This window comes from Oceanicaulis sp. (assembly GCF_965284345.1).
Lineage (GTDB): Bacteria > Pseudomonadota > Alphaproteobacteria > Caulobacterales > Maricaulaceae > Oceanicaulis > Oceanicaulis alexandrii_A.
The window spans coordinates 939193-952730 of the sequence record NZ_OZ260073.1 but is presented as its reverse complement, the minus strand read 5'-3'; the positions used below and the strand labels follow the sequence as shown (position 1 = coordinate 952730).

The following is a 13538-nucleotide window of genomic DNA, read 5'->3' as shown; positions in this document are numbered from 1 at the left end:
TAGGGTAGAAGGCCCGCTTCAAGAATTCATGCTGCCGGACTTGGCAGCTCGCCATTTGCCTTCCGGAGGTTTCGACCATGGCCGGCCACTCAAAATGGGCCAATATCCAGCACCGCAAGGGTCGCCAGGATAAAGCTCGCGCCAAATTGTTCTCGCGTTTGTCCAAGGAAGTCATGGTCGCCGTGAAAATGGGCGGCCCGGACCCTGATATGAACCCGCGCCTGCGCCTGGCGATCCAGAACGCCAAGGGCCAATCTATGCCCAAGGATAATATCGAGCGCGCCATCAAGAAAGCGGCGGGCGGCGATGTCGAAGAGTATTTCGAGATCCGCTATGAGGGTTTTGGTCCCGCCGGCATCGGATTGATCGTGGAAGCCTCCACCGACAACAAGAACCGCGCTGCGGGCGAAGTGCGCGCCGCCTTTTCCAAAAACGGCGGCAATCTGGGTGAAACCGGGTCTGTCAGCTTCATGTTCGACCAGGTCGGCGAGATCCGCTTCCCGCTTACAGTCGCCGATGAAGACGCCATGTTTGAAGCCGCGATCGAGGCCGGCGCAGAAGACGTGGTGCAGGAAGACCTGCTCGATGATGACGGCGAGCCGGCGCCCGAGCATGTGATCTATTGCGCCCGGGAAGACCTGGCCGAGGTCAGCTCGAACCTGCAAGAGCGCTTTGGCGACGCCAAATCCGCAAACATCATCTGGAAGCCGCAAAACCTCATCGAGGTGACCGGCGAGAAAGTGGCGACCGTGATGAAGCTCATGGAAGCGCTTGAAGATCTCGATGATGTCAGCACCGTGTTCGCGAACTTCGACATCTCCGACGAAGACATGGCGAATCTCGAATAATGGCGGGTCAGGCGCGCTCCATCGTCATCGCCGTGGATGGTCCGCTCGCTTCGGGCAAGGGGACGATTGCGCGGGCGCTGGGGGCGCGTTTCGGCGTGCCGCATCTGGACACGGGCGCGCTTTATCGCGCCGTGGCCGTCGCCATGCTCGACCAGGGTTTGCCGCCTGAAAACGCGGATGAAGCCGAGCGCGCGGCGCGCACTCTGGATGTGAGCGCAATCGACGAATCCAGGATTCGCACGGCGGGCGCGGGCGTGGCCGCCAGCGTGGTGTCTGCGCATCCGCGCGTGCGGGCGGCGCTTCTGGACGTCCAGCGCGCCTTCGCGGCCCAGGAGGGCGGGGCGGTGCTGGATGGACGCGATATCGGCACGGTGATCTGTCCGGATGCGGATGTGAAACTGTTCGTCACCGCAGACGAGGAAGCGCGCGCCTGGCGCCGCCGGGCTGAGCTCGTCAATCGCGGTGAAGAGATCAGTTTCGAGCAGGTGCTTGGGCAGTTGCGCCAGCGTGACGCCCGCGACGCCAGCCGCGCCGATGCGCCGATGATCAAGGCGGATGACGCGATCGAACTCGACACGTCTGAGATGTCGGTGGATGACGCCGTGCGCGAAGCGATCAAGCGGGTGGAAGCCAAGCTGGGCTGAGGCCCCGACCCCTGAAAGAGGCCGGGGCTCAACACGATTAAAAGCCCAGACGCACCTGCAAGCGCGCTTGCAGGCTTTCTGTGCCATCTCCGGACCGTCCTGCGGCCGTCAGGGCGATGCTCAACCGGTCTCGGATCTGGGCTTCATAGCCCAGCTGGGCGCGCAACAGCCCGTCTTCATCCCCGCCAATCCGGGCCGTGGACAGGTCGATATCGTTCAAGAGAACGCCGACGGTTCGCTCGGCGTCATCTTCGCTTTCATAAGCGAGACCGGCCTGGATCATGCCCGCCTCCGACACTTGCCAGCTGGCGCGGACGCCCGCTTCATAAAGCGTGCTGCTGAAATCGAGCGCTTGGACCTGACCGTTCAGCAGGACGCCTCGTTCGATATTCGCCGAGAAGTCGTAATCGGTGAACACCGCTCGCAGATAGGGTGTCAGCGTAAACGCCTCCGATGCCGCAAAGTCCAACCCTGCCTCAAGCGCCGTGAAGCTGTGATCAGCAACCAGCTGACCGGTCACCGTGTTACGGGGGGCGAACCCGGTGGCTCGTACAGTGTCTATGTCAGTACGGCCCAGACCTGCGCCGCCCATCAGATAAAACCCGCCCGTCGACCAGCCGCCATGTACGGCGACCGCAAAGGTTTCTGCATCGCCGGAGGCGGGCAGAACGCCGGTGATCGTGCTGCTGGTGCCGGCGAAGCTTGCGCGTGCGCCGGCGAAGAAGCCGTTGTCGAGATTGGCGATGAAGCCCGCGGAAGCCGACCAGCCATCATAATCGACGCCAGCTGAGCTTGCGCTGGCGTCCACCGACCCGTCCAGCCAACCGCCGGTGATATAGCCGCCGGTTTCGGATCTGGCGCGTCCCGCTTCATCGAGCGCATCCACGATCAGGTGGCGACCGATCTGATAGGCGTGCTCGGTCAGGCCGCCGGCGCTTTGCCCGGCATAGTCCGCGTTCGCACCGCTGGCGACCACGAAAGCGGCCAGCACGGCGTGAGACTGGGTCGTGGGGTGGATGCCGTCATAATCGCTCCAGTCTGACGGGCAGGCGTCCAGCAGCAAGCCCTGGCTGACGCAGTCGGTCGACGTCTCGCTAAACCCATACAGGCTTGAATTGTCGTAAACATCCAGCAGCAGATCTTCGACATTGATGTAGAGCACATCTGCGCCGTATTGCGCGCTGATCGCGGCGTCCACGCCCCGAAGAGCGATATTGAACTGCGCCGCGGCCAGGTCGAACTGAGCGTCAAAGGGGGCGGGCGCTTCTACGGACGAGCCGATAGGCGGTACGCCGAACAGCACAAAGCGACGGGCGCCGGCGTCCGCCAGCGTCGACAGGGTTTGCTGGATGTCAGCCACGCCCTGATTGATATCCAGCGTTCCTCCGCCGAGCGCTGCAAGGAAGTTGTTGCCGCCGATCCAGATGGAGAAAATGTCCGAACTGCTTGGCGCCGCGATCTGGCCGCTGGCGACACCGGCGGCGAAGAACTGGGCCTGCTCGATAGAACCGGGCAGGATCGGACCGCCGGGCGTGCTGGCGAAGCCGGCGGTGCGCGCGCCGCCATGGGCGAAATTGATCCCATTAGAGGCGTCGCCGATTATGCCGGTGAGGAACGGTGATAGCGCCAGTGTCTCTGATGAGAGGTACTCATGCCAGACCGGACCGTTGGAAAAGCGGCCATTGAAATAGACCGGAGGTCCGCCGGCGCCTGCCGCCAAAAACACATTGCCAGTGTCAGACAGGCTGTCGCCAAAGACGTAAGACTTGCCAGCTGTGAAATCCCACGATTGCGCAAGTGCAGGCGCGGACGCGAAAGACAGGGCGGCCAATGAGGCCCCCAGCATTTGTTTAAACATAAAACTCCTCCCCAGAGCGTGCATCGGTGCGCATTTTTTATTGTTCGCACACTGTGATTAGCTGTTCTGAACTGTCAGGTTGTCAAGTTGCACTGTGTGGGCGAGGCGCGGACTCTGCCCATGGCGATTTGGCTTGGGACGGCATAGCGTGAGGGAATGATGAAGTTTTCCGCTCTCGGCTTTGGCGTCTCCGGCGCACATGGCACGCCCCTTGTTTCAGCCTCAGAGACGCTGGCGTTGATCGAGGCGGCCGTTGCGGGGGGCGTACGCGTCTTCGATACGGCGCCGTCTTATGGGGCTGGTGAGGCCGAGCGGCGTCTCGGTTTGGCGCTGAAAGACCTGGATCGCTCAGATCTTGTGATCTGCACAAAGGCGGGGCTGACCAGCCATGGCCTCGCCGGGCGGCGGCGGGATCTGTCCCCCGATGGCGTCGAGACCAGCGTCCGCGCCTCGTTGGACCGATTAGATGTTGAGGGGGTCGACATTCTCTTCCTGCATGGCGCGGCGCCCCATGAGCTGGATGCGGCTTTATTGGCGCGTTTGCGGGCGCTCAAGCAAGCCGGCGCGTTTCGGGCTTTGGGCGCCGCGGGGCGCGGAGCAGCGCTCGACTGGGCGCTGGATGCAGGATGGTTTGAGGTCCTCATGGCGCCTGTGCACCCTTTTCTGGAGAGCGCGGAGACGGCGGCGCTCGACCGGGCCGCCCAGGCGGGGCTTCCCATCATGGCGATTGAAACCGCGGGGGATTCGCCGCCCAGACTTCGGGCGCCGCGTTCACTGGCGGATCTCTATCCGCTCGCCAAGAGAATGCGATCATACAGCGGCGGGCGTGGGCGGATCGCGGTTCCTGACGGGCTCAAGCAGGCGCTAAGTCGGCCGGGCGTGGTCAGCGCTCTTTTCACCACCACACGCACCACGCACCTCAACAGCAATCTAGAGAGCATCAGACTTTCCTGACGCAGATCGCGGTCTAGCTCCGCCTTGATGAGCCAGACTGAATTATTCGCTTCACCTTCCGTGCCGCCAACGCCCGATCGCCAGGCGGGCCTTGACCGCCTGAAAGCCTTCACGCCTTTGATGGGGCGACGCTACGCGGCGCAACGCAATTTTGATTTCGGTGCTGAAGACCGCTCCAATATCTCTGTGCTGAGCGCGCATGTGCGTCACAGGCTGGTTCTGGAGTCTGAACTGGCCCAGGCGGCGCTGAGCGCTCATGGGCTTCAAGCCGCCGAGAAATTCATCCAGGAGGTCTGCTGGCGGACCTATTGGAAAGGCTGGCTGGAGCTGCGCCCGTCCCGCTGGTCAGAGTACAGATCGGAGCTGTCTCAAGCCTTGAGCGCGCTGGGTGAGGATGACGCCTTGCGCCGTCGCTATGACGCAGCGCAAGAGGGGCGGACCGGGCTTGAATGCTTTGACGCCTGGGTGGGCGAGCTGAGGACGACCGGCTATCTGCACAATCATGCGCGGATGTGGTTCGCCTCGATCTGGATCTACACGCTGGATCTGCCCTGGGTGCTGGGCGCGGATCTGTTCCTGCGCCATCTGATCGACGGCGATCCGGCCTCCAACACGCTGGGTTGGCGCTGGGTGGGCGGGCTGCAGACGGTGGGCAAGACCTATCTGGCCCGGGCGTCAAATATCGAAAAATACACCGGCGGTCGTTTCACGCCGGAGGCAGGCGCGCTGGCGCAAGACGCGCCGCCGCTTGACGCCGCGCTTGAGCACCCGGCCCCGCAAACGCTTGCGGCGGGGCAGGCGCCTGACCCAGACGCCCCCGCTCTGATCTGGCTTCATGAAGAGGATTTGCACCCCGAGAGCTGGGCCGTGGATGAGCTCGACGTGCGCGCGGTGGTTTATCAGGCGCAGCCTTGGGCGCGGGGCGCGCTGGAGTTGAGCGACTGCGCTGCGCGCTTTACGCAGCAGGCCCTTATAGACGGCGCGCAGCGTGCGGGCGCTTATTTCGGGCGCACTGCCCAAGCCGCCGCGGACATCGATGCTGTAATCGATACGGCGCGATCCGTGGGCGCAAAGCACGTTGTGACGCAGCGACCGGCGGTTGGCCCGGGTCAGGACCATATGGCTGAGTATCGGGCCGCGCTGGCGCGAGCCGACCTCACACTGATTGAGATGCGTCGTCCTTGGGATGCGGCCTTTCACCCCTACGCGACCAAGGGGTTTTTCAAGTTCAAATCCGCCATTCCATCAGTCTTTGACCAACTCCACCTGAACTGATCGCGCCTTAAACCGCGCCGAAAAGATGACTTTTCGGCATTCTCCCGCTAAGCGGTGGGGGATAGGCTACAGGCGCTGTTCAGCGCTGGGTGGGAGAGACCATGCAATCTGATCTGTTGGCGAAGCTCAAGGCTCTTGCGGAGCCGACACGCCTGCGGATTGTGTCCTTGCTGGCGCAGGGCGAACTGACCGTCAGCGAGATCATGCAGGTGCTGGGTCAAAGCCAGCCGCGCATCTCCCGCCATCTCAAACTTCTGGCCGACGCCGGTCTGTGCGAACGCTTTCCCGAAGGCGGCTGGGTGTTTTATCGCCTGATGCGCACCGGGCCAGTGAGCCGTCTCGCCGCCTTGGTGGAAGAATTCACCGAAGCCAATGAGCCTCAGGTCCACCGTGATCGTCAGCGCTTGCAAGAGCTCAAGCGTCTGCGCGCCGAGGAGGCCGCAAAGTATTTCGAAGCCGCCGCCCAGGAATGGTCTCAAATTCGCTCGCTGCACTTTTCCGACGCCGAGGTGGAAGCCGCGATGCTGGATCTGGCGCGAGAGCGCCGGTTCAAACAGCATGTGGATGTGGGCACGGGGACGGGCCGCATTCTGGAACTGTTTATCGACCAGGCCGATGAGGGCATGGGCGTCGATCTCAGCCGTGAGATGCTCCATGTGGCGCGCGCCAAGCTGACCGAAGCGGGTTTGTCCTCGCGCTTTGTGCGCCAGGCGGATGCGTCCGCCCTGCCGCTGGATGAAGGCGCAGCCGATCTCGTCACCCTCCATCAGGTCTTGCATTATCTGCCGGATCCGCAAGCGGCGTTGTCTGAATGCGCGCGCGTGCTCGCGCCCGGCGGCTTGCTGCTGGTGGTGGATTTCGCCGAGCACCATCATGAAACCTTGCGCATCCAGCACCATCATCGCTGGCTCGGCTTCCCACCGGCCCAGGTCACAGCCTGGCTGCAGACCAGCGGGCTGACCTTGAAATCCTTGCGCACCCTTGAGCCTGAAGGCATTGAAGGCGGACTAACGGTGCTGATCTGGGCGGCCGAGCGCCCGATCGAAGGGGATGAGGATGACGTCTGAGACGGGGATGAAGGCGATCGCCGCGGCGCAAGCCGGCGTCGACATAGCGAGCCTCTTGTCAGACGAGGCGCGATCAGACGCGCTGCAGTTCGAGGCGGCGGGGCTTTATCTCGATCTGCGTCGACAAAAGCTGACCCTGCCGACCTGGCGGGCGCTGGTCGAGCGCGCTGACGTCCTGGGCGTTGACGAGCGGCTTGCGGCCCTGTTCGCCGGTGAGATCGTGAACGGCACCGAGCAGCGTCCGGCCCTGCATCCTGCCTGCCGCAATCCCGCGCTTTTGGGCGAGTCGGACGCCGCCGCGGCGATGATTGCGACCCGCAAGAAGACGCGCGCCTTCGCTGATCTTATGGGGCGGCCCGATGCGCTGGACGGTCATCCGGTGCGGCGTGTGGTCAATATCGGCATTGGCGGCTCTGATCTGGGGCCGCGCTTTGTGTATGACGCGCTCGGCGCGTTCCGCCGTGAGGGTGTCGAGACGCATTTCGTCTCCAATCTCGATCCGGCGGATCTTGATGATGCGTTGGAGGGCGCAGACCCTGAGACGACGCTGATCCTGGTGATCTCCAAATCCTTCACCACCCAGGAAACCTTGATGAATGCGCGCGCGGCGCGCGCCTGGATCGTCGAGCATCTGGGAGAGGCGGGCGTCAGCGCCCGCTTCGCCGCCGCCACCGCCTGTCCTGACAAGGCCAAGACGTTTGGTCTGGACGAGGCGCGTATCTTCGCCTTTCTCGACGGGGTTGGCGGGCGCTATTCGCTGTGGTCCGCCGCCGGTCTGGCGCTTGAGACGGGTCTGGGCTCTGACGTGTTTGATCGCCTGCTCAAGGGCGCGCAGGCGATGGACGAGCATGTCGCCACCGCGCCGCTTGATCGCAACATGCCCGTGGCGAAGGCGCTGATCGACGTGTTCAATCGCGCGGGTCTGGGCCTGCCGTCTCGTTGTGTCGCGGCCTATTCCTCCCGCCTTGAGCGCCTGCCGAGCTATCTGCAGCAGCTGGAAATGGAAAGCCTGGGCAAATCCGTGAACGCTGAAGGCCAGCCTTTGTCTGAAGGCCATAGCGGACCCCTGGTCTGGGGCGGACGCGGATCAGACTTGCAGCATTCCGTGTTTCAATGGCTGCATCAGGGGCTGGATGAAGCGCCGGTCGATTTCATCGCCATCGCCGATCATGGTCGCGATGACGAGCGCGTTCGGGCGCTAAACGCCAATCTCGCCGCTCAGGGCGCCGCCTTGACTCATGGCCGGACGGGCGAAGGCGCGTTGGCCTTGCACAAGGCGATCCGGGGCGCGCGCGCCAGCGCCACATTCGTGATGGATCGGCTGAGCCCTGAAACCCTGGGCGCGCTGATCGCCTTGCATGAGCACAAAGTCTTTGTGGAAGCCGTGATTTACGGCCTCAACCCCTTTGACCAATGGGGCGTCGAGCTGGGCAAAAGCCTTGCCCGCTCCATTCTTTCCGGCGACATGGCCGGGTTTGACGGCCCGGCGCGTGAACTGACGCACCGATTGGGCCTTGATTGATGATGCTCAGGGCTGTGTAAACACTTTGCCGATACGCCCTTCGCACCCGCACACGATATAAGGCCCGCGATATGACCCAGCCCGCTCTTGATCCGGCCCGGATCCAGCCCCTCGCCAATGCGGTTCGCGCCCTGTCCATGGACGCGGTTGAAGCCGCAAAGTCCGGCCATCCCGGCATGCCGATGGGCATGGCGGACGCTGCGACGGTGCTGTGGACCCGCCACATCAAGTTTGACCCCAAGGACACCCAATGGGCCGATCGGGATCGGTTTGTGTTGTCGGCGGGTCATGGCTCCATGCTGCTCTATTCGATCCTGCACCTGATCGGGGTTGAAGAGATTACGATGGAAGAGCTCAAAAACTTCCGTCAGCTGGGCTCCAAAACCGCCGGCCACCCCGAGTTCGGTCATGCGCCGGGCATCGAGACCACCACCGGCCCGCTGGGCCAGGGTCTGGCGACGGCTGTGGGCATGGCGCTGGGCGAGCGCATGATGAACGCGCAATACGGCGACGATCTGGTGGATCACCGCACCTGGGTGATCGCCTCTGACGGCGATTTGCAGGAAGGCGTCAGCCAGGAAGCGATCTCCATCGCCGGCCATCTCAAGCTGAGCAAGCTGGTGGTGCTGTGGGACGACAACTCCATCCAGATCGACGGCGACACGGCCTTGTCTGACACCGTCGACCATCGCCAGCGCTTTGAGGCCGCAGGCTGGAAGACGCTGGAAGTGGACGGGCATGACGCGGCGGCCGTCGACCAGGCGCTCAACGACGCCAAAATGTCGGACAAGCCGGTGCTGATCGCGTGCAAGACCACGATCGGGTTTGGCGCGCCCACCAAGGCGGGCACCGCCGGCAGCCATGGCGCGCCGCTGGGCGCCGAGGAGATCAAGGGCGCTCGCGAAGCGCTGGGCTGGAGCCACGAGCCCTTCGTGATCCCTGACGAGGTTTATGATGGCTGGCGCTTTGTCTCCGAGCTGGGCGCGCAAACGCGCGAGGCCTGGGACGCGCGCCTCGCAGCCTCCGACAAGGCCGCGGCTTTCACCGCTCAAATGTCCGCTGAACCGCCGAAAGCCGCTTTGGACGCGCTGGACGCGCACATCAAGAAAACCCTCGCCGACAAGCCGGCGCTGGCCACCCGCGCGTCGTCGGGCAAGGCGATTGAGGCCTTCTGGCAGGCCTTCCCCGGTCTTATCGGCGGCTCCGCCGATCTGACCGGCTCCAACAACACCCATGCGCCGGGCATGGCCTCGATCACGCCGGACGATTTCTCGGGCTCTTATGTCCACTATGGCGTGCGCGAGTTTGGCATGGCGGCGGCCATGAACGGCATGGCGCTTCATGGCGGCTTGCGGCCCTATTCGGGCACCTTCCTGGTGTTCTCTGACTATTGCCGCGGCGCCATTCGCCTGTCTGCGCTGATGAACCAGCCGGTGATTTATGTCTTCACCCACGACTCCATCGGTCTTGGCGAAGACGGCCCGACCCACCAGCCGGTCGAGCATCTCACCGCCCTGCGCTCCATGCCCAATGTGGCGGTGTACCGCCCCGGCGATGCGGTGGAAGCTGCGGAAGCGTGGAAATGCGCGCTGGAACGCACCGACGGCCCGACGGTTCTGGTGCTGTCGCGCCAGAAAGTTCCCCATGCGCGTCAGGACGACGGCTCCACGAACCTCTCCGCCAAGGGCGCTTACGTGATCCGCGACGCGGAGGGCGACGCCCAGATCACCCTCATTGGCACCGGCACCGAGCTGAGCCTTGCCATCGAAGCGCAGGCCACGCTCAAGGATAAAGGCGTTCATGCCCGCGTCGTTTCCGCGCCGTCGCTTGAAACCTTCCTGAAGCAGGATGCAGCCTATCGCGCCTCCGTGGTCGATCCGAAACTGCCCGTCGTGGCGGTTGAGGCGGCCCTGCGCTGGGGCTGGGATGGCCTGATCGGCCTTGAAGGCGGTTTTGTGGGCATGGACGGCTTTGGCGCCTCGGCCCCGGCGGGCGCGCTCTACGAGCATTTCGGCGTCACCGCCGACGCGGTGGTCGAGCAAGCGCTCAAGCGGGTGTGACCCTTTGGACATAGGCGGTCTGGATGTTGTGTGATATCCAGACCGCTTATGCGTAATACGTTATCTGAGACCCGATAGGGCCTCTCCTCGCGGTTTGCGGGGGAGGGGCGGCCTTCAAGAGCCCGTTCGCTGCACGATAGCGAGCGCAGTTTTCTTGTGTCTGCAGCCCTGGCTGCGGACCCTCGGGACCGACAGATCCAATGGATATCTCAAAAGACGAACAGCGAGTGCTGCACGCGCTGGCCAAGGGCGGCTGCATTACAGCCGCCAAAACCTCATCGGGCCGCATTCTGAATGTAGAGTTGATCACGCGTGAAGGCTGGAAAATGCCCGGCGTGACGCCGCGCCTGTTCAGAAAGCTCAAAGCCAAACGCGCGCTCGCCTCCCGCAAGGGCGGACCCTATCGGGTCACCCGCCGAGGCCTGGAACTGGTGCGCGCCCAGCCTGATAACCGATAAGGAGAGGGGTGGGGCTCAAGCTGGGCCTCACCCCTTCTGACTTTAACTTTCCAAAACGGAAAGTAGTGATTGACGGGCAGGGTTTTGACGAATAACTTTCCAATATGGAAAGTGAAGGGAATGGCTATGACTAATCTGAGCGAGGGTCCCCCAGAAGGCCCTACTGATCAGCTGAACGCAGCCTATGCTGCAATGGGACACGCGAAGGCTCTGGGGCATCTGCGCCCATACTGGTTCATTCTGGCTCTCGCCGGGATCGTCAGCGGCTTGGTGATGAGCCTGTCTTTCTTCCAGTTTGAACTGGCCGTCTTGCTGGTGCTGGGATTGGCGCTGGTCATCGCTATGGAGCGCCGACACGCGAAGGTCCAATTGCCTTTGTCTAAAAGGGAATTGTGGGCTGGATTGGGGTTTGGACTGGGTATGGTCGCAATTGCTGCTTTGATCGTCGTGGGTTTCGATCCTCAGTGGCGGCCGATTGCGATTTATGCCTATGGAGCGCTGACCTTCCTTGTGATCATCGGACTTGGCCTTCGGGAGCGTCAGCGAAGCGCCCGCGCTCTGGCTGAGGTGGGACAATGACACAACCCGCCGAAGCTTTTCGGCATCCGGACCGGCTGAAACTGTGCGCCTTCCTGTCGCCTCTGGAGGAGGCCGATTTTCAAAGCCTGAAGGATTTTGTCGGCGTGTCCGATGCGCTGATGTCAAAACACCTCAAAGCTCTGGAGAGCCTTGGCTTGGTGAAGACAGAGAAACGCAAGCACGAAGGACGCCAGCGGACTTGGGTCTCACTGACGCACGAAGGTCGCGCTGCGCTGGCAGACCATATCAATCATCTGAAAGGGTTGATTGATATGGCCGGGGGCTAAGATCTCAAACCCGTTCCGCCACCCCGTATGCGATCAGGCGTTCCAGTACATCGCGGGCCTTGGCGTCGTCCATAGCGCTGAAATCAGACAGGCTGATCGTTGCGCCTGAGAGCAGGCGCTCAAGCCCGGCCTCGGCGTCTCTGTCAAAGGTGAGCGCGCCACCAGGGGCGACCAGGGCGAGGTGATCGCCATCCTCGGTCAGCTCCAATGCGATCAGCGGTCGGCGTTTGAGGTGCGTGTCGGAGGTGAGCGCGCCGAAGGTCAGGGCGCCGCGCGTGTCTGCGGGGCGCGAGGTGATGGCGGTGTCGGTGAACAGGCCGATCACCGCATCAAGATCGGCGTTCTGAGCCACATCGCGCAGCGCGCTTTTAAACGCCGCGTCAAAATGGTCGCGGCTGACCGCGCCCCGGGCGTAGCCCGGCGGCAGGGCCCGGCGCAGGGCGGGCGTGCGCAGGGCGGCTTCAGACACCGCTTCCAGCAGGAAGTCCGCCCAGGTTTTCGCCAGAAGACCCGTGGTGATGTGAAGCGAGGCCTGGTCATCGCCCTCATTGACCGCGTCATGCATCAACCCGCGCGGCACATACAGGACATCGCCCGGCTCCAGCACCAGCTCCTGGCGTGGTTCGGTCTGGGCGAAGCGGCCCGGCGTAAAGCGCTCACCGCGATAGGGCACGCCCACCGGGGCGTCATAGAGCCGCCAGCGTTTGCGGCCCTCCACCTGCAAGACCAGAACGTCATGATTGTCGTAATGGGTCTGAAATCCCTGCGCATTGGGCGGGGTGAGGTAGATATTGGTCTGGACCGGGCAGGAAAAGTCAGCCTCCAGCTGGCGGCACAGATCCGCCAGCGGCTGATGGCGCGCCTGCAATTGGGGCAGGATCAATGTCGCGCCTTGTTGATAGAGCCGGGCGACCTCGCCGCGATCCACCAGGCCGTCGTCGCGCAACCAGGCGCCGTCAGACAGCCGCGGCTCGGCGCGCGCCATGGACAGATCGCCTTCGCGAAACAGGCCCTCAGCCAGCATGGCGTCAATCGCCGAAACGCTGATCAGGGGTGTGAAACGCTCTGGCGCCGATCCCGGCGTGTGGAGCGCACTTGTCTCGAACACCGTCTCGAAAAAGGCTTCAGGCGCATGCGGCGCGATCAGCTCGGCCAGCACGCCAGGGCTTTCATGGGATAAGGTCATGTCGCTTAGCAGCGTCGGCCCTGATTGGCGGGGTCGGCATAGGGGCCGCTATCAGAATCCGAGCATTGACGCCCGCCGCGCTGGCCGCCGCGTCCCTGACCGACCGGATCAGCGTAAGAGCCTTGGTCATTATCCGTGTAGCCGCTGCGCTGTCCGCCCCGGCCCTGGCCTGGCGGGTCTGCATAGGGGCCCTGGTCATTGTCGGTATAGCCGCCGCCATTGTGTCCGCCGCGTCCTTGTCCGGGCGGATCGGCGTAAGGGCCTTGGTCACTATCAGTATACCCGCCGCGCTGGCCGCCACGCCCCTGTCCGGGCGGGTCGGCATATGGGCCCTGGTCAGCATCGGTATAGCCGCCTTGTTGGCCTCCTCGGCCCTGACCGGGCGGATCCGCGTACGGCCCTTGGTCCGCATCGGTGTAGCCGGATTGGCCGCGGCAATTGCGCCCCTGATTGGCGGGGTCTGCATAATTGCCCTGATCGGCGTCCGTGCAGTTGCGCCCGCCGCCATACCGGCCGTTGCGCCCATACCCCACAGCGTCTGCATAGGGGCCGGAATCCGCATCTGTCTGACCGGTATAGCCCTGACCGCTAGCGGTCGCGCAGCCGGTCAGGCCCGCCGCGCCGATCACGGTGGCGCCGCCAGCGACTTGCGTCAGAAAAGAGCGCCTTGAGAGTTTGCGTTTCTTGCTCATGCCTGTCTCCCCCATAGACTAAAACCTTACATGAATTATGGGTTGGAGAAAACTGAACGCGACCTGAACGGATGAACGTGCACGCAATGGTCGCCTTTTGTTCTCGGC

At 63.4% G+C, this 13538-nt stretch carries 13 protein-coding genes; 10 read left to right on the top strand and 3 right to left on the bottom strand.

Features of this window, described 5'->3' with window-relative positions:
* Positions 1-77: 77 nt before the first annotated feature.
* Positions 78-848, top strand: a complete 771-nt coding sequence (locus ACQ66J_RS04785; protein ID WP_375548222.1) for a YebC/PmpR family DNA-binding transcriptional regulator — start codon at positions 78-80, stop codon at positions 846-848.
* Positions 849-868: 20 nt separating this feature from the next.
* On the top strand, positions 869-1492 hold the full coding sequence (gene cmk / locus ACQ66J_RS04780; RefSeq protein WP_430432228.1) for a (d)CMP kinase: 624 nt from the start codon (positions 869-871) through the stop codon (positions 1490-1492).
* A gap of 37 nt (positions 1493-1529) precedes the next feature.
* Here the strand turns inward: cmk and ACQ66J_RS04775 are convergent, their stop codons facing one another.
* The gene (locus ACQ66J_RS04775) at positions 1530-3350 is read right to left on the bottom strand and encodes an autotransporter domain-containing protein (RefSeq protein ID WP_430430692.1); all 1821 of its coding nucleotides are present in this window, start codon (positions 3348-3350) and stop codon (positions 1530-1532) included.
* A 159-nt stretch (positions 3351-3509) separates the two neighbouring features.
* Between ACQ66J_RS04775 and ACQ66J_RS04770 the strand changes: the two genes are divergently transcribed.
* The 8 genes from ACQ66J_RS04770 (at position 3510) to ACQ66J_RS04735 (ending at position 11552) form a co-directional block, all read left to right on the top strand.
* Positions 3510-4304, top strand: a complete 795-nt coding sequence (locus ACQ66J_RS04770) for an aldo/keto reductase (protein ID WP_430430691.1) — start codon at positions 3510-3512, stop codon at positions 4302-4304.
* Positions 4305-4331: 27 nt separating this feature from the next.
* Positions 4332-5579 (top strand): FAD-binding domain-containing protein, encoded by a 1248-nt coding sequence (locus tag ACQ66J_RS04765; RefSeq protein ID WP_430430690.1) that lies wholly within the window; start codon positions 4332-4334, stop codon positions 5577-5579.
* A 101-nt stretch (positions 5580-5680) separates the two neighbouring features.
* Positions 5681-6646, top strand: coding sequence for an ArsR/SmtB family transcription factor (locus ACQ66J_RS04760; protein WP_375548226.1), 966 nt, complete (start codon positions 5681-5683; stop codon positions 6644-6646).
* The gene (gene pgi / locus ACQ66J_RS04755; RefSeq protein ID WP_430430689.1) at positions 6636-8168 is read left to right on the top strand and encodes a glucose-6-phosphate isomerase; all 1533 of its coding nucleotides are present in this window, start codon (positions 6636-6638) and stop codon (positions 8166-8168) included. Before ACQ66J_RS04760 ends, pgi begins: the two co-directional genes overlap by 11 nt.
* Positions 8169-8239: 71 nt before the next feature.
* Positions 8240-10228: a transketolase gene (tkt, locus tag ACQ66J_RS04750; RefSeq protein ID WP_430430688.1), complete on the top strand. Its 1989-nt coding sequence runs from the start codon at positions 8240-8242 to the stop codon at positions 10226-10228.
* A gap of 200 nt (positions 10229-10428) precedes the next feature.
* On the top strand, positions 10429-10686 hold the full coding sequence (locus ACQ66J_RS04745) for a YjhX family toxin (protein ID WP_430430687.1): 258 nt from the start codon (positions 10429-10431) through the stop codon (positions 10684-10686).
* Positions 10687-10806: 120 nt separating this feature from the next.
* The gene (locus ACQ66J_RS04740; RefSeq protein ID WP_430430686.1) at positions 10807-11265 is read left to right on the top strand and encodes a hypothetical protein; all 459 of its coding nucleotides are present in this window, start codon (positions 10807-10809) and stop codon (positions 11263-11265) included.
* A complete protein-coding gene (locus tag ACQ66J_RS04735; protein WP_430430685.1) occupies positions 11262-11552 on the top strand; it encodes a transcriptional regulator in 291 nt (96 codons plus the stop codon). The genes ACQ66J_RS04740 and ACQ66J_RS04735 overlap by 4 nt, the downstream gene beginning before the upstream one ends.
* Before the next feature lie 4 nt (positions 11553-11556).
* Here the strand turns inward: ACQ66J_RS04735 and ACQ66J_RS04730 are convergent, their stop codons facing one another.
* Together ACQ66J_RS04730 and ACQ66J_RS04725 are read right to left on the bottom strand one after the other, a co-directional pair.
* A complete protein-coding gene (locus ACQ66J_RS04730) occupies positions 11557-12738 on the bottom strand; it encodes a cupin domain-containing protein (protein WP_430430684.1) in 1182 nt (393 codons plus the stop codon).
* A gap of 5 nt (positions 12739-12743) precedes the next feature.
* Positions 12744-13430: a hypothetical protein gene (locus ACQ66J_RS04725; RefSeq protein ID WP_375548233.1), complete on the bottom strand. Its 687-nt coding sequence runs from the start codon at positions 13428-13430 to the stop codon at positions 12744-12746.
* Positions 13431-13538 lie beyond the last annotated feature (108 nt).

Excerpts from the sequence above, each read along its gene's own strand:
- ACQ66J_RS04735 (WP_430430685.1), top strand. The coding sequence starts at position 11,262 with ATGACACAACCCGCCGAAGCTTTTCGGCATCCGGACCGGCTGAAACTG.
- ACQ66J_RS04785 (WP_375548222.1), top strand. The coding sequence starts at position 78 with ATGGCCGGCCACTCAAAATGGGCCAATATCCAGCACCGCAAGGGTCGC.
- ACQ66J_RS04745 (WP_430430687.1), top strand. The coding sequence starts at position 10,429 with ATGGATATCTCAAAAGACGAACAGCGAGTGCTGCACGCGCTGGCCAAG.
- ACQ66J_RS04765 (WP_430430690.1), top strand. The coding sequence starts at position 4,332 with ATGAGCCAGACTGAATTATTCGCTTCACCTTCCGTGCCGCCAACGCCC.
- ACQ66J_RS04740 (WP_430430686.1), top strand. The coding sequence starts at position 10,807 with ATGGCTATGACTAATCTGAGCGAGGGTCCCCCAGAAGGCCCTACTGAT.
- ACQ66J_RS04775 (WP_430430692.1), bottom strand. The coding sequence starts at position 3,350 with ATGTTTAAACAAATGCTGGGGGCCTCATTGGCCGCCCTGTCTTTCGCG.
- ACQ66J_RS04730 (WP_430430684.1), bottom strand. The coding sequence starts at position 12,738 with ATGACCTTATCCCATGAAAGCCCTGGCGTGCTGGCCGAGCTGATCGCG.
- pgi (WP_430430689.1), top strand. The coding sequence starts at position 6,636 with ATGACGTCTGAGACGGGGATGAAGGCGATCGCCGCGGCGCAAGCCGGC.
- tkt (WP_430430688.1), top strand. The coding sequence starts at position 8,240 with ATGACCCAGCCCGCTCTTGATCCGGCCCGGATCCAGCCCCTCGCCAAT.
- ACQ66J_RS04760 (WP_375548226.1), top strand. The coding sequence starts at position 5,681 with ATGCAATCTGATCTGTTGGCGAAGCTCAAGGCTCTTGCGGAGCCGACA.
- ACQ66J_RS04770 (WP_430430691.1), top strand. The coding sequence starts at position 3,510 with ATGAAGTTTTCCGCTCTCGGCTTTGGCGTCTCCGGCGCACATGGCACG.
- ACQ66J_RS04725 (WP_375548233.1), bottom strand. The coding sequence starts at position 13,430 with ATGAGCAAGAAACGCAAACTCTCAAGGCGCTCTTTTCTGACGCAAGTC.